The following is a 16,158-nucleotide window of genomic DNA, read 5'->3' on the forward strand; positions in this document are numbered from 1 at the left end:
AGGCTCGTTCAAAACACCAGGTCCAGCACAATGAAGAGAAACATCCCCAGGCTCACCCCCACGTTGGCCTGGAAGAAGGCCACGTCCACCCGGGAGAGGTCCTCGGGAGAGATCAGCCGATGCTCCAGGACCAAGAGGAGGCCCACCAGAACCAGGCCCAGGAAGTACCACGCCCCCGCTCCGTAGCCCAGGCCCGCCAAGAGAAAGGCCAGCCAGGCCAGGAGGTGGGTGGCCCGGGCCACCTGGAGGGCTTTGGGGATGCCGAAGCGGGCGGGGATGCTCTTCACCCCGTAAGCCCGGTCAAAGGCGTAGTCCTGGGTGGCGTAGAGGATGTCAAACCCCGCGATCCAAAGCCCCACCCCGGCCCATAGGGCGTAGGCGGTGGGGTGGAAGCTCCCCGTAACCGCAATCCATCCTCCCGCAGCCGCTGCCCCGATGGTGAGGCCCAGGACGTAGTGGCAGAGCCAGGTGAAGCGCTTGGTGTAGCTGTAGATGGTGAGGAAAAAGACCGCTACGGGAAGGAGCCTGGCGGTGAGGGGGTTCAGGGCCAGGCCCGCGTAGACCAGAAGGGCAAGGCCTAAGAGGGCCAGGAAAAGGGTTTCCCCAGGCTTCACCAGCCCCTGGGGCAGGTGGCGGTTTTGCGTGCGGGGGTTCAGGGCGTCGATCCGCCAGTCGATGAGGCGGTTCAGGGCCATAGCCATGGTCCTGGCCCCCACCATGGCCAGGGTGATGAGGAGGAAGGTGCGCCCCCCGGGCCAACCCCCCGCCGCCAGGAGCATTCCCCCGTAGGCGAAGGGGAGGGCGAAGAGGGTGTGCTCAAAGCGCAAAAGCTCCAGGTAGAGCCGGAGGCGCCTCACCCTTCGCGCACCTCCAGGATGCGGTTTTTCTCATCCACCAGCACCACCTTGGGCTTGAGGCCTTTGGCCTCTTCCTCCTCAAAGACCCCGTAGGCCACCAGGATCACCAGGTCCCCTGGGCGCACCAGATGGGCGGCGGCCCCGTTGATCTGCACCACTCCCGAGCCCCGTTCCCCGGGCAGGGCGTAGGTGGTGAGCCGGGCTCCGTTGGAGATGTCGTAGATGTCCACCTGCTCGTAGGGGAGGATACCCGCCGCGTCCAGCAGGTCCTGGTCCACGGTTACCGAGCCCACGTAGTGCAGGTCGGCCCCGGTCACCGTGGCCCGGTGGATCTTGGCGTGGAACATGACGCGCCTCACAGCCGCCAAGTTTACTCCTCGGCCACAGCCTTGGGAAGCGTGCCCTCCACGAAGAGGGTTTTGGCGTGGGTGTAGAGCGCCTGGCCGGGGGCGGCCTTCCTGGGGCGCCACACGTGCTTTTTGCGGGTGTAGTCCACGGGCACCTGGGCCTCCCCCCGGGCCTTGGAGTGGTAGGCGGCCAGCCTGGCGGCGAAGAGGAGGTCCTCCAGGGGTGGGTTTTGGCCTTCCACCTTCAGGATCACGTGGCTTCCCGGCACCCCTTGGGCGTGGAACCAGAGGTCCTCGGAGTGGGCGGCCCGCGTCAGGAGGTCGTTTTCCTTGGCGTTCCTGCCCACCCACACGGCGAAGCCTGAAGGGGAGGTGTAGCGCAGGCCCACCTTGGAGCCTTTCCCTTCCCTGGGCTTTCGCGTGAGGGCGAGAAGCTCGGCGAGGTCCGCCTGGCGGAGGCGGGCCATCTCCCCCTCGAGGGCCTGCACCTTGGCCTCCGTCTTGGGGATGAGGTCGAGGGCCCTTTCGGCCAGCGCCTCCAGGCGCCGGGCCCGTTCGTAGAGCTTCTTTGCGTTCTCCTGGGGGGAGACGGTGGGGCCCAGGGCAACCTCCACCGGCTTCCCGTCAAACCCTTCCAGCACCACCTTTTCGGCCCCCTTGGGCACCTCCTTAAGCCGGGCCAGGAGGAGGTCGGCCTTTTGGCGGAGCGCTGCCGCCTCCTCCAGGCGGTCCAGGGCCCTTTGGTAGTCGGCGAGCCGGGCCAAAAGGGTCTTCCGCTCCCTTTCCAGGGCCTCGAGGAGGGGCTTTCTCAGGGCCTCCTTCTCCTCCTCCGCCCACTTCGCCCGGAGCTCCTCCGTCAAGGCGGTGCGCAGGGCGGGGTCTTCCACCAGGCCCTTAAGGGCCTGGAAGACCCTTTCCAGGGCGGCCTCGTCCAGGGGGGTTTCCGGGGTGAGGCCCGCCCGGCGGGCCAGCTCCCGCATGAGCTCGAGGCCCACCCCGTCCACGTGGCGCACCACCTCCTTGAGGGGCCGGCCCAGGAGGAGCCTGAGGTCTTCCGCCTTCAGGGTGCGGGGGTCCAGCTTCTCGTAAGGGGGGGGAGGGGTGTAGGGGAGGCCGGGCCTGAGCTCCCGGTAGCGGTTCACCTCTTGGGTGATGACCCGGTCCACCCCCAGGATGCGCCCCGCCTCGTCCAGGAGGAGGAGGTTGGCGTTCCGGCCCGTGGCCTCCAAGACCAGGGTGGAAGGGGGGGTGTCCACGAAGCCCTTCTCCCCGGCGAAGCGCAGGAAGACCACCCGGTCCAGCTTGAGCTGCTCCGCCGCCAGAAGGGGCCCCCTCATCCGGGCCTGGAGCATCCGCTGGAAGGGGGTCTTGGCCTCCCCCAGGAGGGTCCCCCCCTCCAGGACCAGGCTCGGGCTTGGGGGGCGGTAGCGGAGAACCAGGTTGAAGATGCGCCCCGAGCGGCCTTTGAGGAGGAGGGCCAGGCTCCCCTCGTCGGGGAAGGCCAGGCCCAGGTTTTGGGCGGGGAGCTCGGGGGCGAGCTCCCGCAACAGGGCGTGGATCAGGAGTCCTTCCATTTCCTAAAGGCCACCAAAAAGGCCGTGTGCCCCACCTGCTGGAAGCGGGGGTGGGCCACGGGGAGCCTCACCTCCCACTCCCGCCAGCTGACTTCCAGGACCCTATCCAGCCTGAGGGGCAGGCCCTCGGCCCTTTGCACCAGCTCCAGCACCTGGGTGATGTTGGGCAGGTAGGCCACCAGGAAGCGGTCGGGCATGAGGGCCTCCGCAGCCTTGGCCAGGACCTTCCAGGGCTCCATCAGGTCCAGGGCCACCCCGTGGAAGCCCTCCGGTTCCAGCTCGGCCTCCTCCAGGGCCAGCGGGTGGAAGCGGACGTTCTCCACCTGCCAGAAGGCGCGGACGTTCCCCTGCGCCTGGGCCAGGTGCTGGGGGCGCCGCTCGTAGCTCTCCACCCGGCCCTCCTTCCCCACCGCCCGGGCCAGGAAGAGGGTGAGCCCCCCCGAGCCCGTGCCCGCCTCCAGGACCCGCATCCCCGGGGAGAGGTCCAGGAGGGTGACCATGGCGCTGGCGTCCTTGGGGTAGGTGGGGGTGGCGCTCCGACGCATGTGGAGCACGTACTCCTCCAGGGTGGGGCGGTGGACGGAGAGGGCCTCCCCCAGGTGGGTCTGGACCCTCCCCCCCGGGCCCGCCTGCCGGATGGCCTCGTGGGGCACCGCCCCCCGGTGGTGGTGGAAGACCCCGCCCTCCCGGAGGCGCACCAGGAAGGCGCGGCCCTTCTGGTCCTTGAGGAGGAAAAGCTCGCCCTCCACCCCGCCCACTTTAGCCGCCGGGGGCGGGCCCGTCCAGGGGCCCCTACATCTTGAAGAACCCCTCCACCGGCAGGACGAAGACCACCGCCCCCCCCACCTGCACCTCCACCGGCTGGGCCAGGAAGGGGTCGGGGGCCTCGGAGAGGGGAAGCCCTCGGCTCACCAGGCGGGTGCGGGTGCGGCACTTTTCCCGGATGAGGTCCAGCACCTCCTCCACCCGCTCGTCCTCCAGGCCGATGAGCAAGGTGGTGTTCCCCTCCCTGAGGAACCCCCCGGTGGAGGCCAGCTTGGTGGACTGCAGGCCCCGCTCCAAAAGGGCCTTGGTGAGCCCCGGGGCGTCGGTGTCCTGCACGATGGCCACGATGAGCTTCATTGGCCCCCATTGTACACCGCGGCCCCCGGAGCAAGGGGGCCTCCCGCGGCCCGGGGGGCCTTGAGGCCCTGGCCTCCCTTGGCTAGGCTTAGGCCATGCGCCTCCACCCCCGCACCCGGGCCGCCCGGGAGAGCATCTTCCCCAGGATGAGCGGGCTGGCCCTGCGGCTTGGGGCGGTGAACCTGGGCCAGGGGTTTCCCTCCGGTCCTCCACCCCCCTTTCTCCTGGAAGCCGTTCGCAAGGCCCTGGGCCGCCACGACCAGTACGCGCCCCCTGCCGGGCTTCCCCCCCTGAGGGAGGCCTTGGCGGAGGAGTTCGCCGTGGACCCCGAAGGGGTGGTGGTCACCTCCGGGGCCACGGAGGCCCTCTACGTCCTGCTCCAGAGCCTGGTGGGGCCGGGGGACGAGGTGGTGGTCCTGGAGCCTTTCTTCGACGTGTACCTGCCCGATGCCTTCCTGGCGGGGGCCGAGGCCAGGCTGGTGCGGCTTGAGCTTGGGGAAAGGGGCTTCCATCTGGACCTCGCCGCCCTGGAGGGGGCCATAGGGGAGCGCACCCGGGTCCTCCTCCTCAACGCCCCCATGAACCCCACGGGGCTTGTGTTCCGGGAGGAGGCGCTCAGGCGGGTGGCGGATCTGGCCCAAAGGCATGACCTTTTCCTGGTTTCCGACGAGGTCTACGACGAACTCTACTATGGGGAAAGGCCCAGGCGCCTCAGGGAGTTCGCCCCCGAGCGGACCTTCACCGTGGGGAGTGCGGGGAAGCGCCTGGAGGCCACCGGCTACCGGGTGGGCTGGATCGTGGGGCCTAAGGAGTACATGCCCACCCTGGCGGGGATGCGCCAGTGGACGAGCTTTTCCTCCCCAAGCCCCCTACAGGCGGGGGTGGCGGAGGCCTTAAGGGTGGCCCGGAAGGAGGGGTTTTACGAGGCCCTGCGGGAGGACTACCGGAGGAGGCGGGACCTCCTCCTTTCCGGGCTCAGGTCCATGGGCCTTAAGGCCTACGGGCCGGAGGGCACCTATTTCCTCATGGCCGAGCTTCCCGGGTGGGACCCCTTCGCGCTCCTGGAGGCGGCCCGGGTGGCCCTCATCCCTGCCTCCGCCTTCTACCGGGAAGACCCCCCTCCCTTCCTCTTCCGCTTCGCCTTCTGCAAGAGCGAGGAGGAGCTTTACCTGGCCCTGGAGCGCCTGGCCGCCGTGGTAAACTTCCCCCGTGAAGCTCAAACCGGTGGCCTACCTGAGTAAGGGCGATTTCCCCTTAGGAGAAGGGGAGGCCCTCGCCCTCTACCGGGCCATGCGCCGGGCCCGGTTTTTTGACGAGAAAGCCGTGACCCTGCAGCGCCAGGGAAGGCTCGGGGTCTACCCCCCCTTCACGGGGCAGGAGGCGGCCCAGGTGGGCCTGGCCTTGGCCCTGGGGGAGGGGGACTGGGTGGTGCCCTCCTACCGGGAGTCGGCCCTGCTCCTGGCCCGCGGCCTTCCCATCCACACCCTCCTCCTCTACTGGCGGGCCCACCCCGCGGGCTGGCGCTTCCCCGAGGGGGTGCGGGCGGTGAACCCCTACATCCCCATCGCCACCCAGATCCCCCAGGCGGTGGGCCTGGCCCTGGCGGGGCGGTACCGGGGGGAGGGCTGGGTGGTGGCCGTCGCCATCGGGGACGGGGGGACCAGCGAGGGGGACTTCCACGAGGGGCTGAACTTCGCCGCGGTGTTCCGGGCCCCGGTGGTCTTCCTGGTGCAGAACAACGGCTACGCCATCAGCGTGCCCAAGGAGAAGCAGATGCGGGTGGACTACATCGCCCGGCGGGCCGAGGGGTACGGGATGCCGGGGGTGGTGGTGGACGGGAACGACGCCGCGGCCGTCTACCTGGAGGCCAGGAAGGCGGTGGAACGCGCACGAAAGGGGGAGGGGCCTACCCTCCTCGAGGCCCTCACCTACCGCCTGGCCCCCCACACCACCTCCGACGACCCCTCCCGCTACCGCACCCGGGAGGAGGAGGAGGCCTGGCGGGCCCAGGACCCCATCCTGCGCTTGCGCCGGGCCCTGGAGGCGCGGGGGCTTTGGGACGAGGGGAAGGAGGGGGAGCTCCTCGCCGAGCTGGAAGCGGAGTTCACCCAGGAGCTGGCCCTGGCGGACGCCGCCCCCGAGCCCCGCCCTGAGGAGATCGTGGAACACGTCTACGCGGAGATGGGCCCCGACCAAAGGCGGGCCTGGGAGGCCCTGGGGCGGGGCCTGCACCTGGAGGAGGCATGGTAGCGGAAAAGGCCCGCGTGCTCAACATGGTCCAGGCCATCCACGAGGCCCTGGACCTGGCCCTGGCCCGGGATCCCCGGGTCCTGGTCTTCGGCGAGGACGTGGGCCGGCTCGGCGGGGTCTTCCGGGCCACGGAAGGGCTCCAGGCCAAATACGGGGAGGCCAGGGTCTTCGACACCCCCCTGGCGGAAAGCGGTATCCTGGGCCTCGCCATCGGCCTGGCCATGGGGGGGATGCGCCCGGTGGCGGAGATCCAGTTCGCCGGTTTCCTCTACCCCGCCCTGGACCAGATCCTCTCCCACCTGGGCCGCTGGCGCCACCGCTCCCGGGGTCGGGTGGGCCTCCCCGTGGTGGTGCGGGCCCCCTATGGGGGAGGGGTGCACACCCCGGAGCAGCACGCGGACTCCCCCGAGGCCCTCCTCTGCCACACCCCGGGGGTGAAGGTGGTGATCCCCGCAAGCCCCGAAAGGGCCAAGGGCCTCCTCCTGGCTGCCGTCGAGGATCCGGACCCCGTCTTCTTCCTGGAGGCCATCAAGCTCTACCGGGGCTCCCGGGCGGAGGTGCCGGAAGGGCATTACACCCTCCCCCTGGGCCGGGCCCGGGTGGTGCGGGAGGGGAGGCACGCCACCCTTATCGGCTACGGGGGCATGGTGGAGGTGATGCTGGAGGCGGCGGAGGTGGCGGCCCGGGAGGGGGTGGAGGTCCTGGTGGTGGACCTGGAGACCCTGGTGCCCCTGGACGAGGACACCCTCTTGGAAGCTGTTCGGGAAACCGGCCGGGCGGTGGTGGTCTACGAGGCCATGCGCACCGGGGGCTTTGGGGCGGAGGTCGCCGCCCGCATCGCCGAAGGCGCCATCGACCACCTCCAGGCCCCTGTGGTGCGGGTGGCGGGGTACGACGCCCCCTACCCGCCCTTCAGCGCCATCGAGCACCACTACCGCCCGAGTGCCAGGAGGGTCCTCGCCGCCCTAAGGCGGGTGCTGACCCACTGAGCCGGGTAACCCACGGGTTGGACCCAAGGGAGCACCTGCCCTCCGAGGCCCCCTTGTTTCCCCTAAGGGGAGCCGGGGTGTAGGGGTTTGCGGGCGGGCAAGGTGGTCCCTTGCGGCAAAGCGGGAACTCGGGCGCACATGGGCTATATATCCGCATAGCAATGGCGTGATGTAAGGTAAAACCTTGACATAAGCGCATAGCTTGCTCATCATGAACCCATGAGCTGGGGGCTGCCTGGCGGGTCGATCCTGAGGGATCTCATGCGAACCCACCTGGTGGTGGTGCCGCCCCGCACGCCCCTGGAGGAGGCCCACCGCCTCCTGGTCCAGACAGGGGTCCGCTACCTGCCGGTGGTGGAGGGGGAGCGGTACCTGGGCCTTGTGGGCGAGCGGCAGCTTCGCCTGCCCCTGGCCCCCTGGGCCCCGGGGCACCTGCGGGCGGATCCCCAGGCCCCCGTGGCCCGGTTCCTGCAACCTTTTCCCCAGGCCCGTCCCGAGGAGCCCCTGGAGGAGGCCGCCTTCCGCCTGGAGGCGGCCCGGGTGGGGGCCCTGCCCGTGGTGGAGGGGGAGGCCCTCCTGGGCCTGGTGACCGCCTACGACCTCCTGCGGGGCCTTTTGGAACTCCTCCGCCCCAAGGCCCCCGCCACCCGCCTGGACCTCCTGGTGCCGGATGGGCCGGGCCTCGGGAGGGTGCTCCGGGCCGTGGAGGAGAGCGGCACCCCCCTGGTGGGCCTGCACCTTTTCCGCGAGGCCGGGGGCTTGGGCTTCCGGGTCCTCCTCCACGTGGGCGCCCTGGACGTGAGGCCCCTGCTGGCCCGCCTCGAGGCCCTGGGCCTCCGTCCCATCCGCCCCTAGAAAGGCCCGCTGGGGCCCCTTTTTCCCCTCCGGCCAGGGGGTAAAGTGGGGGTATGGAGCGCCCTGTTTCCGCAAGGCTCTTCGCCGAGGCGCAACGGCACATCCCGGGCGGGGTCAGCAGCCCGGTGCGGGCCTTCAAGGCCGTGGGGGGCACCCCCCCCTTCCTGGTGCGGGGGGAGGGGGCCTACGTGTGGGACGCGGACGGGAACCGCTACCTGGACTACGTGCTGAGCTGGGGCCCCCTGATCCTGGGCCACGCCCACCCCGAGGTGTTGGCCCGGGTGGAGGAGGTGGCGAAGCGGGGCCTCACCTTCGGGGCCCCCCACCCCCTGGAGGCCGAGCTGGCCCAGGCGGTGAAACGGGCCTACCCCGGGGTGGAGCTGGTGCGCTTCGTGAACTCCGGCACCGAGGCCACCATGAGCGCCCTGCGCCTGGCCCGGGGGTATACGGGGAGGAAGTACCTCGTCAAGTTCCGGGGCAACTACCACGGGCACGCGGATGGCCTTTTGGTGGAGGCGGGAAGCGGGGCCCTCACCCTGGGGGTGCCCAGTAGCGCCGGGGTCCCGGAAGAGTACGCAAAGCTCACCCTGGTCCTGGAGTACAACGACCCCGAGGCCCTGCGCGCCCTCCTCCGGGCGCGGGGGGAGGAGATCGCCGCCATTATCTTCGAACCGGTGGTGGGGAACGCCGGGGTCCTCGTGCCCACCGAGGAGTTCCTGAAGGCCCTGCACGAGGCCAGGGACTACGGCGTCCTCCTCGTTGCCGACGAGGTGATGACGGGCTTCCGCCTGGGCTTCGGCGGGGCCACGGAGCGGTTTGGCCTCAGGCCCGACCTGGTCACCCTGGGCAAGATCCTGGGGGGCGGGCTTCCCGCCGCGGCCTACGGGGGGAGGCGGGAGATCATGGAAAAGGTGGCCCCCTTAGGCCCCGTGTACCAGGCGGGGACGCTTTCGGGGAACCCTTTGGCCATGGCCGCGGGCCTCGCCACCCTGGGGATTCTGGAGAAAAACCCCGGGTACTACGCTCGGCTGGAGGAGGTGGGGGCGGGGCTGGAGGCGGGGCTTAGGGAGGTGCTTTCCCGCAAGGGCATCCCCCACGCGGTGAACCGGGTGGGCTCCATGCTCACCGTCTTCTTCACCGAGGGGCCGGTGCGCACCTTCGCCGAGGCCAGGCGCACGGACACGGAGCTTTTCCGGCGCTTTTTCCACGGCCTCTTGGACCGGGGGGTGTACTGGCCCCCCTCCAACTTCGAGGCGGCCTTCCTCTCCATCGCCCACGGGGAGGCGGAGGTGGCCCTGACCCTCGAGGCCTTGGAGCGGGTTTTGTGAGAGAGGAGCTTTTGGCCCGGATCCGGGCGCGGGCAAACCGGTGTGGAGGAGTTCGTGAGGCTAGCGGAAGCCTACGGGTTTATCCTGAAGACGGGGAAGGGCAGTCGCCGAAGGTTGGTCCATCCTGGAGGCCTGGTGGTGAGCGTCCACGAACCCCATCCCCGGGGAAAGCCTGTGCATCCCGAAGGGGTCAAGGCCCTCCTGCGGGCCATTGCGAGGCTGGAAGATGAAGCTTAAAGTCGAGGTGGAGTATCACCCAGAGCTGGAAGGGACCCACGAGCCCCATGTGGCCCGGCTCCTGGACTACCCTGAGCTCCAGGGTTACGGACATACGCCAGAGGAAGCGGTCCAAGACGCCTTGTCCTTTTTGGAAGAGCATCTGGGGCGGCCCTTGCGGGTATTGCGCCAGGAGGCGGAACTAGAAGTGGCGTGAGCCTCTCCCTCAAGGACCCCATCTGTGCCATCGCCACCCCCCCGGGCAAGGGGGCCATCGGGGTGGTGCGGCTTTCCGGGGAGGGGGCCTTGGAGGTGGCCAGCCGGGTGTGGCGGGGCAAAGACCCCAGGAGGCTTCCGGGCGGGCGCTTCACCCTGGGGGAGGTGGTGGACCCGGAAACCGGGGAAGCCTTGGACCAGGCCCTCCTCCTGGTCTTCCGCGCCCCCCGCTCCTATACCGGGGAGGACGCCTGCGAGTTCCAGACCCACGGCTCCCCCGCGGTGCTGAGGAGGGTCCTGGAGGCCCTGGTGAAGGCCGGGGCCCGGCTGGCCCGCCCCGGGGAGTTCACCCTAAGGGCCTACCTCAACGGCAAGCTGGACCTGGCCCAGGCGGAGGCGGTCCTGGCCCTGGTGGAGGCGGAAGGGGACCTGGCCCGCCGCCAGGCCTTAAGGAGCCTCGAGGGGAGCTTTTCCCGGAAAATCGCCGCCTTGGAGGATAGGCTTCTTTCCCTGCTGGCCCACATCCAGGCCCTCCTGGACTACCCCGAGGAGGGGGTGGAGGCCCACCGGGCGGAGGCCGTGCTGCGGGAAGTTCTGGGGGAGATCGAGGGCCTCCTCGCCCAGGCAAGGTCCTCCCGCCTGGCGCAAAAGGGGGCCCGCCTGGCCCTCATCGGGGCCCCGAACGCCGGGAAAAGCTCCCTTCTGAACGCCCTCTTGGGCTACGAGCGGGCCCTGGTGTCCCCCATCCCCGGCACCACCCGGGACTACCTGGAAGCCCCCTTGGAGCTCTTCGGCATCCCCCTCCTGGCGGTGGACACCGCGGGGATTCGGGAAACCTCGGACCCCCTGGAGCGGGCCGGGGTGGAAAGGGCCCTGAGGATCGCCGAGGAAGCCGACCTCGTGCTCTACGTGGCCGACCGCGCGGCCCCCAGGCCTCCCCTGCCTCCCTTGCCCGCGAGGGCCTTGAAGGTGGCCACCAAGGCGGACCTTCCCCCCCTCTGGGAGGACCCGGGGTTCCTCCCGGTGTCCAGCCTGACGGGGGAGGGGCTGGCGGCCCTCAAGGAGGCCATCCGGGAGGCGCTTTTGGGGAGGGAGGGCGGGGAGTACCTCCTGAGCGAGCGGCAGATCGAGGCCCTCCACCGGGCCAGGGAGAGGCTCTTGGAGGCCCAAGACCTTCCCGAGGACCTCATGGGGTTGGCCCTGGAGGAGGCCCTCCAGGCCCTGGCCTCCTTGAGGGGGAGGCGGCAGGTTTCCGAGGAGGTGGTGGCCCGGGTTTTCCAGAATTTCTGCGTGGGGAAGTAACCGGACCCTTCAAGGCAGAAAGGAATCCAGGATGGCCTCCACCTGGTCGGTTTCGATCAGGAAAGCGTCGTGGCCGTGGGGGCTACGGATCTCCCGGTACCGCCCCCCGGCGAGCCTCGCCGCCTGCCGCACCTCCTCGGCGGGGTAGAGGAGGTCGGTGTCGATGCCCACGAAGAGGGAGGGAAGGCCCCGTAGCCGCTTTAGGGCTTCCGCCACCCCACCCCTTCCCCGGCCCACGTCGTGGGTGTCCATGGCCCGGGAGAGGACCAGGTAGCTCTCCGCGTGGAAGCGCTTCAAGAACTTTTCCCCTTGGTAGTCCAGGTAGGTTTCGCCCTGCTCCGGCGCCTCCCCCCAGCGCTCCTCAAACCCTGCGGGGGCGCGGTAGCTCATCATGGCGATGCCCCGGGCCAGGGCCATCCCTTTGGGGGCTGGGTTTCCGCTCTGGTACTCGGGGTCTTGCAGGATGGCCTGGCGGCTTAGGTGGTTGAAGGCCCGGGCCCAGGGACCATGGCGGGCGGGGGCGGCCAGCACCACCAGCTTCTTCACCCTTTCCGGGTACATGAGGGCGAACTCCAGGGCCACCATCCCCCCCAGGCTTCCCCCGATCACGATGGCCTTCTCCACCCCCAGGTGGTCCAGGAGCCTGGCCTGGGCCCGGGCCAGGTCCCGGAGGGTGAGGGGCGGGAAGTCCCGGCCGTAGGGCCTCCCCGCGCGGGCGTCTTGGGAGAGGGGCCCGGTGGAGCCGTAGCAGCTTCCCAGGTGGTTGGCGGAGATCACGTAGTAGAGGGTGGGGTCCAGGATCCGCCCAGGCCCCACCAGGGCGTCCCACCAGCCCTCTTTCCCGAAAGCCCTTTCCAGGGGGGAGAGGCTTTGGAAGGTGGCCTCCTCGTAGGTGCCCGCCAGGTGGGCGCTTCCCGTGAGGGCGTGGAAGACCAGGACGGCGTTGTCGCGGAGGCGGGAGAGCCGGCCGTAGGTCTCGAAGCGCAGGCGTACCTCGGGCAGGTAGCCCCCAAGCTCGGTGTAAAACCCCTCCCGCCGGGGGAAGAGCACGGCGGTGCGGGGCCTGGGCGGGGGGATGGAAAGGGGGGAGCGGGGGGGCTTGAGGAGGAGGGCCTCGTGCTCCCCCCAGGTTTCCAGGGCGATCTCGCTCATCGGAGGGCCTCCTCCAGCTCCGCCTTCAGGTCCTCCACGTGCTCCAGGCCCACGCTGAGGCGGACCATCTCCGGGCTCACCCCGGCCAGGGCCTGCTCCTCCGGGGAGAGCTGGGCGTGGGTGGTGGAGGCGGGGTGGATGGCCAGGGTTCGGGTGTCCCCCACGTTGGCCAGGTGGGAGATGAGCCTGAGGCGGGAGATGAAGCGTTTGGCGGCCTCGTACCCTCCCTTCAGGCCAAAGGTGAGGACAGCCCCCGGTTTCCCCCGGAAGTACTTCTCCGCCCGGGCGCGGTGGGGATGGTGGGGGAGGCCCGGGTAGTTCACCCAGGCCACCTGGGGTTGCTCCTGGAGCCAGTGGGCCAGGTGGAGGGTGTTTTCCACGTGGCGCTCGGCCCGTAGGGAAAGGGTTTCCATCCCAAGAAGCACCACCCAGGCCTCAAAGGGCCCCAAGGCCTGCCCCTGGTCCCGAAGCCCATCCACCCGGGCCTTCACGATGAAGGCCAGGTTCCCAAAGGCCTCCACCAGCCTGAGGCCGTGGTACCCGGGCTGGGGTTCGGTGAGGAGGGGGTAGCGGCCGTTATCCCATGGGAAGCTCCCCCCGTCCACAATGCCGCCGGCGATCACCGCCCCGTGCCCCCCCACCCACTTGGTGAGGGAGTGGGTGACCAGGGCCGCCCCCCACTCCAGGGGCCTCAGGAGGTACCCCCCCATGCCGAAGGTGTTGTCCACGAAAAGGGCCACCCCCACCTCCCGAGCAGCTTGGGCCAGGGCCTCCAGGTCCGGGAGGTTCAGGGCGGGGTTGCCGATGGACTCCACCCACCAGGCCCGGGTCCTTTCGTCCGTGAGGGCTAAGAACTCCTCGGGGCGCTCTTCTTTGGAGGTGAAGCGCACCTCGATGCCAAGCCGCTTCAGGGTCACCTTGAACTGGTTGAAGGTGCCCCCGTAGAGGTTCGGGGTGGAGACCAGGTTGTCCCCCGCCTGGGCCAGGGTGGTGAGGGCCAGGAACTGGGCAGCGTGGCCGCTGGCCGCGGCCAGGGCGGCCTTGCCCCCCTCGAGGGCCGCAAGCCGCCTCTCCAGCACCTCCACCGTGGGGTTTTGGATGCGGGAGTAGATGTTTCCGAAGGCCTTCAGGGCGAAAAGGTCCGCGGCGTGCTCCGGGCTTTGGAAGACGTAGCTGGTGGTGGGGTAGATGGGCACCTGGCGGCTTAGGGTGGTGGGCTCGGGCTCGTAGCCCGCGTGGAGCTGCAGGGTCTCAAAGCGCATCCTCTGGCCTCCTTTCTCCCGGCCCGGGGCGCTTTGGAGAAGGGGCCAAAAAAGGCCCCTTCCAGCAAGAGGCACCGTTCTCTCGCCTGGAAGGGGTTGGGCGTGGCGCTTACCCCCCTCTCTTATCGTCCCCGGGCGTTTCCCCCACCCGGGCCGGCCTTGGCACCAGCCCCACCCGCATCCGGCCATGGAACGGAAGGGATGGGAGGTTGCCGCGGCTTCATCGGGCCGTACCCTCCACCGCTCTGGATAAGAGAACGGGCTGGTTTTCGCCGCGCCCCGGCGCGGTTAAGGGTGAGTGTAGGCCCTGGGCCGCCCCCCGTCAACCCCCTTAGCGGGCGGTCCAGCCCAGGTCGATGGGGAAGACCGCCCCGGTGATGGCCGAGGCCTTTTCCGAGGCCAGGAAGAGGGCCAGGGCGGCCACCTCCTCGGGCTCGATGAGCCGCTTCACCGCCGCCTGAGCCAGGAAGACCTTCTCCACCACCTCGCTTTCCGGTATGCCCAGGGTGCGGGCCTGGTCGGCGATCTGGTTCTCCACGAGGGGGGTGCGTACATAAGCGGGGGCGATGGCGTTTGCGGTGACGCCGAAAGGGCCCGCTTCCAGGGCCACCGTCCGGGTGAGCCCGATGAGGCCGTGCTTGGCGGCGATGTAGGCGCTCTTGAAGGGGCTTGCCACCAGGCCGTGGACGCTGGCGATGTTGAGGATCCGCCCCCAACCCCTTTCCTTCATCCCGGGGAGAAGGGCCCGGATGAGCTGGAAGGGGGCGGTGAGCATCGCCTGGAGCATCCGCTGCCAGGTTTCCAGGGGAAAGTCCTCCACCGGGTCGATGTGCTGGAAGCCGGCGTTGTTCACGAGGATGTCCACCCCGTGCTGGGCTGCTTGCTTCCCCAAGTCCTCTACCGCCAGGGGGTCGGCGAGGTCCGCCTGCAGGAACTCCCCGCCTACCTCCTCGGCTAGGGTAGAGGCGTCCTTCACATCGTGGACCAACACCCTGGCCCCTTCCCGGGCGAAGGCGCGGGCGATGGCCAGGCCGATGCCGCTTCCCGCACCGGTGACCAGAACGGTCTTACCTGGGAACCTCTCCATAACCCTCCTCCAGGGCCAGGGCTCGCAGCCGGAAGCGCTGGATCTTTCCCGTGGGAGTCAGGGGCAGCTCCTCCAGGAAGCGAACCTCCCGGGGGTAGGCGTGGTGGCCCAGCTGGCTGCGAACCAGAGCCTTTAGCTCTTCCTCCAGTGCCGGGCTCGGGGAGTAGCCCGGCCGGAGCTTGATGAAAGCGGCGACCTTCTCGCCCCTCTCCGGGTCGGGCAGTCCCACCACCCCCACCATGGCCACCGCAGGGTGGGCCATGAGCACCTCCTCCACCTCGAAGGGACTGATGCGGTAACCCGCCGACTTGATGAGGTCGTCCTTACGCCCTTTGAACCAAAGGTATCCCTCTTCATCCCGCACTGCCAGGTCCCCGGTGAGGAGGTAAGGTCCCAAAAACTTGGCTTGCGTGGCCTCGGGGTTTTTCCAGTAGCCCAGGAAGGCCACAGGGTCGGGGGTCTTCACCGCCACCTCCCCCAGCTCCCCGGTCTCTGCCAAACTTCCATCTTCCCGAAGGACCTCCACCTCGTGGCCTGGGTAGGGGAGGCCCATGGACCCGGGGCGGATGGGGTAGATAAGGTAGGAGTTGCCTACCAGTAGGTTGGCCTCGGTCTGCCCGTAGAACTCGTTCACCGGGAGCCCCAGGTTTTCCTGGGCCCAGGCCTGGAGTTCCTCCCCCAGGGGTTCCCCTCCGGAGTGCACGCTCTTTAGCTTGGGTCTTCTTCTCCTCAGCTTCCCAAGCCCGCGGAGCATCTTAAGAGCGGTCGGGAAGAGGAAGGTGTGGGTGACGCCGAAGCGCTCCATGAGCCAGAGGGCCTCCTCGGGGTCGAAGCGCCGGGAGCGGTGGGCTACCACGGTGAAACCGTAGTATAGGGCGGGGAAGAGGACGTCCATGAGGCCTCCCATCCAGGCCCAGTCGGCAGGGGACCAGTAGACCGCGGGGTGGCGGGGGAAATTGGAGTAGAGGTAAAAACCGGGAAGATGCCCGATAAGGGTGGAGTGAGGCAAAAGCGCCCCCTTGGGCTTTCCGGTGGTGCCCGAGGTATAGATCAGGAGGGCGGGGTCCTCGGGCCTGGTGGGGTGGGGTTTGGGGTCTGGGGTGGCCCTCTCCGCAAGAAGCCAAATAGCCTCCCGGGGGAGGATCTTTACCCCATCGGGGATGGCCTCCTTCAGGGGTTCCAGGGCTTCGATGTCGGCCAGGAGCACCTTGGCCTCCCCGTGTTCCAGGCGGTAGCGCACGGCATCGCTACCAAAGAGGGTGGAAAGAGGAAGGGCGATGGCCCCCAGCCGGTAGACGGCCAGGTGGGCCAAGGCAGCTTCCAGGCTTTGGGGGAAGAGGATGCCCACGCGATCCCCGGGTGAGATGCCATAGGCGCGCAAAACCGTGGCCCACTTCATGGATTGGACGCTAAGCTGGGCGTAAGTGGCCTTTCGCCCCTTAGGCTCCAGCAAGGCGACGCGCCCTGGCTCGGTCCTGGCCCAGTGGTCTACCGTGTCCTTAGCCAGGTTGAAGCCTCGTGGTCTGGGCCAGCGGAAGGTTCGCAGGAGCTCATCTCGGGGCTGTTTTTTGAGCTTGGGTCCTCGCATAGGCGTTTGTCGA

17 protein-coding genes and 1 riboswitch are annotated in these 16,158 nt (G+C 69.2%); of the genes, 8 read left to right on the plus strand and 9 right to left on the minus strand.

What is annotated here, in order from left to right; translation table 11 throughout:
* Nucleotides 1-8: 8 nt before the first annotated feature.
* Genes mqnP through ETP66_RS02540 form a run of 5 tightly spaced genes read right to left on the minus strand, consistent with a single transcriptional unit; the run spans nt 9 to nt 3,900 of the window.
* Entirely contained in the window at nt 9-857 is an 849-nt protein-coding gene (gene mqnP, locus ETP66_RS02520) for a menaquinone biosynthesis prenyltransferase MqnP (RefSeq protein WP_130840300.1), read from the minus strand.
* On the minus strand, nt 854-1,204 hold the full coding sequence (panD, locus tag ETP66_RS02525) for an aspartate 1-decarboxylase (RefSeq protein WP_130840485.1): 351 nt from the start codon (nt 1,202-1,204) through the stop codon (nt 854-856). Before panD ends, mqnP begins: the two co-directional genes overlap by 4 nt.
* Before the next feature lie 23 nt (nt 1,205-1,227).
* Nucleotides 1,228-2,778 carry an Rqc2 family fibronectin-binding protein gene (locus ETP66_RS02530; RefSeq protein WP_130840302.1) on the minus strand — a complete coding sequence of 517 codons (1,551 nt, stop codon included), beginning with the start codon at nt 2,776-2,778 and terminating at the stop codon, nt 1,228-1,230.
* Nucleotides 2,763-3,536 carry a tRNA (adenine-N1)-methyltransferase gene (locus tag ETP66_RS02535; RefSeq protein ID WP_130840304.1) on the minus strand — a complete coding sequence of 258 codons (774 nt, stop codon included), beginning with the start codon at nt 3,534-3,536 and terminating at the stop codon, nt 2,763-2,765. Before ETP66_RS02535 ends, ETP66_RS02530 begins: the two co-directional genes overlap by 16 nt.
* A 34-nt stretch (nt 3,537-3,570) precedes the next feature.
* Entirely contained in the window at nt 3,571-3,900 is a 330-nt protein-coding gene (locus ETP66_RS02540) for a cyclic-di-AMP receptor (protein WP_130840306.1), read from the minus strand.
* 95 nt (nt 3,901-3,995) lie between these two features.
* Between ETP66_RS02540 and ETP66_RS02545 the strand changes: the two genes are divergently transcribed.
* The 8 genes from ETP66_RS02545 to mnmE all read left to right on the plus strand — a co-directional run bounded on the left by ETP66_RS02545 (nt 3,996) and on the right by mnmE (nt 11,056).
* Nucleotides 3,996-5,141, plus strand: a complete 1,146-nt coding sequence (locus ETP66_RS02545) for a pyridoxal phosphate-dependent aminotransferase (protein ID WP_130840308.1) — start codon at nt 3,996-3,998, stop codon at nt 5,139-5,141.
* Nucleotides 5,110-6,150, plus strand: a complete 1,041-nt coding sequence (gene pdhA, locus ETP66_RS02550; protein WP_130840310.1) for a pyruvate dehydrogenase (acetyl-transferring) E1 component subunit alpha — start codon at nt 5,110-5,112, stop codon at nt 6,148-6,150. Before ETP66_RS02545 ends, pdhA begins: the two co-directional genes overlap by 32 nt.
* Nucleotides 6,144-7,139, plus strand: coding sequence for an alpha-ketoacid dehydrogenase subunit beta (locus ETP66_RS02555; protein WP_130840312.1), 996 nt, complete (start codon nt 6,144-6,146; stop codon nt 7,137-7,139). Before pdhA ends, ETP66_RS02555 begins: the two co-directional genes overlap by 7 nt.
* Before the next feature lie 261 nt (nt 7,140-7,400).
* A complete protein-coding gene (locus ETP66_RS02560) occupies nt 7,401-7,994 on the plus strand; it encodes a CBS domain-containing protein (RefSeq protein ID WP_236630076.1) in 594 nt (197 codons plus the stop codon).
* Between the two features lie 53 nt (nt 7,995-8,047).
* Entirely contained in the window at nt 8,048-9,322 is a 1,275-nt protein-coding gene (gene hemL, locus ETP66_RS02565) for a glutamate-1-semialdehyde 2,1-aminomutase (RefSeq protein ID WP_130840315.1), read from the plus strand.
* Between the two features lie 54 nt (nt 9,323-9,376).
* Entirely contained in the window at nt 9,377-9,559 is a 183-nt protein-coding gene (locus tag ETP66_RS02570; RefSeq protein WP_161569059.1) for a type II toxin-antitoxin system HicA family toxin, read from the plus strand.
* Nucleotides 9,549-9,755, plus strand: coding sequence for a hypothetical protein (locus tag ETP66_RS02575; protein WP_130840319.1), 207 nt, complete (start codon nt 9,549-9,551; stop codon nt 9,753-9,755). Before ETP66_RS02570 ends, ETP66_RS02575 begins: the two co-directional genes overlap by 11 nt.
* On the plus strand, nt 9,752-11,056 hold the full coding sequence (gene mnmE / locus ETP66_RS02580) for a tRNA uridine-5-carboxymethylaminomethyl(34) synthesis GTPase MnmE (protein ID WP_130840321.1): 1,305 nt from the start codon (nt 9,752-9,754) through the stop codon (nt 11,054-11,056). The genes ETP66_RS02575 and mnmE overlap by 4 nt, the downstream gene beginning before the upstream one ends.
* 9 nt (nt 11,057-11,065) lie before the next feature.
* On the opposite strand, the gene metX is transcribed toward mnmE, so the two are convergent.
* From metX to ETP66_RS02600, 4 genes are all read right to left on the minus strand, one after another.
* Nucleotides 11,066-12,208, minus strand: a complete 1,143-nt coding sequence (metX, locus tag ETP66_RS02585; protein ID WP_130840323.1) for a homoserine O-acetyltransferase MetX — start codon at nt 12,206-12,208, stop codon at nt 11,066-11,068.
* On the minus strand, nt 12,205-13,470 hold the full coding sequence (locus tag ETP66_RS02590) for an O-acetylhomoserine aminocarboxypropyltransferase/cysteine synthase family protein (RefSeq protein ID WP_130840325.1): 1,266 nt from the start codon (nt 13,468-13,470) through the stop codon (nt 12,205-12,207). Before ETP66_RS02590 ends, metX begins: the two co-directional genes overlap by 4 nt.
* 119 nt (nt 13,471-13,589) lie before the next feature.
* A riboswitch (SAM riboswitch) is annotated at nt 13,590-13,726 on the minus strand.
* Nucleotides 13,727-13,801: 75 nt separating this feature from the next.
* Nucleotides 13,802-14,557: a 3-hydroxybutyrate dehydrogenase gene (locus ETP66_RS02595; protein WP_130840327.1), complete on the minus strand. Its 756-nt coding sequence runs from the start codon at nt 14,555-14,557 to the stop codon at nt 13,802-13,804.
* Complete coding sequence (locus ETP66_RS02600; RefSeq protein ID WP_130840329.1) at nt 14,538-16,145, minus strand: AMP-binding protein; 1,608 nt, start codon at nt 16,143-16,145, stop codon at nt 14,538-14,540. Before ETP66_RS02600 ends, ETP66_RS02595 begins: the two co-directional genes overlap by 20 nt.
* Between the last annotated feature and the right edge of the window lie 13 nt (nt 16,146-16,158).

The sequence above is a fragment of the Thermus thermamylovorans genome (assembly GCF_004307015.1).
In the GTDB taxonomy this organism is placed as follows: domain Bacteria; phylum Deinococcota; class Deinococci; order Deinococcales; family Thermaceae; genus Thermus; species Thermus thermamylovorans.

Excerpts from the sequence above, each read along its gene's own strand:
- panD (WP_130840485.1), bottom strand. The coding sequence starts at position 1,204 with ATGTTCCACGCCAAGATCCACCGGGCCACGGTGACCGGGGCCGACCTG.
- ETP66_RS02530 (WP_130840302.1), bottom strand. The coding sequence starts at position 2,778 with ATGGAAGGACTCCTGATCCACGCCCTGTTGCGGGAGCTCGCCCCCGAG.
- ETP66_RS02540 (WP_130840306.1), bottom strand. The coding sequence starts at position 3,900 with ATGAAGCTCATCGTGGCCATCGTGCAGGACACCGACGCCCCGGGGCTC.
- ETP66_RS02545 (WP_130840308.1), top strand. The coding sequence starts at position 3,996 with ATGCGCCTCCACCCCCGCACCCGGGCCGCCCGGGAGAGCATCTTCCCC.
- ETP66_RS02555 (WP_130840312.1), top strand. The coding sequence starts at position 6,144 with ATGGTAGCGGAAAAGGCCCGCGTGCTCAACATGGTCCAGGCCATCCAC.
- ETP66_RS02560 (WP_236630076.1), top strand. The coding sequence starts at position 7,401 with ATGCGAACCCACCTGGTGGTGGTGCCGCCCCGCACGCCCCTGGAGGAG.
- hemL (WP_130840315.1), top strand. The coding sequence starts at position 8,048 with ATGGAGCGCCCTGTTTCCGCAAGGCTCTTCGCCGAGGCGCAACGGCAC.
- ETP66_RS02575 (WP_130840319.1), top strand. The coding sequence starts at position 9,549 with ATGAAGCTTAAAGTCGAGGTGGAGTATCACCCAGAGCTGGAAGGGACC.
- metX (WP_130840323.1), bottom strand. The coding sequence starts at position 12,208 with ATGAGCGAGATCGCCCTGGAAACCTGGGGGGAGCACGAGGCCCTCCTC.
- ETP66_RS02590 (WP_130840325.1), bottom strand. The coding sequence starts at position 13,470 with ATGCGCTTTGAGACCCTGCAGCTCCACGCGGGCTACGAGCCCGAGCCC.
- ETP66_RS02595 (WP_130840327.1), bottom strand. The coding sequence starts at position 14,557 with ATGGAGAGGTTCCCAGGTAAGACCGTTCTGGTCACCGGTGCGGGAAGC.
- ETP66_RS02600 (WP_130840329.1), bottom strand. The coding sequence starts at position 16,145 with ATGCGAGGACCCAAGCTCAAAAAACAGCCCCGAGATGAGCTCCTGCGA.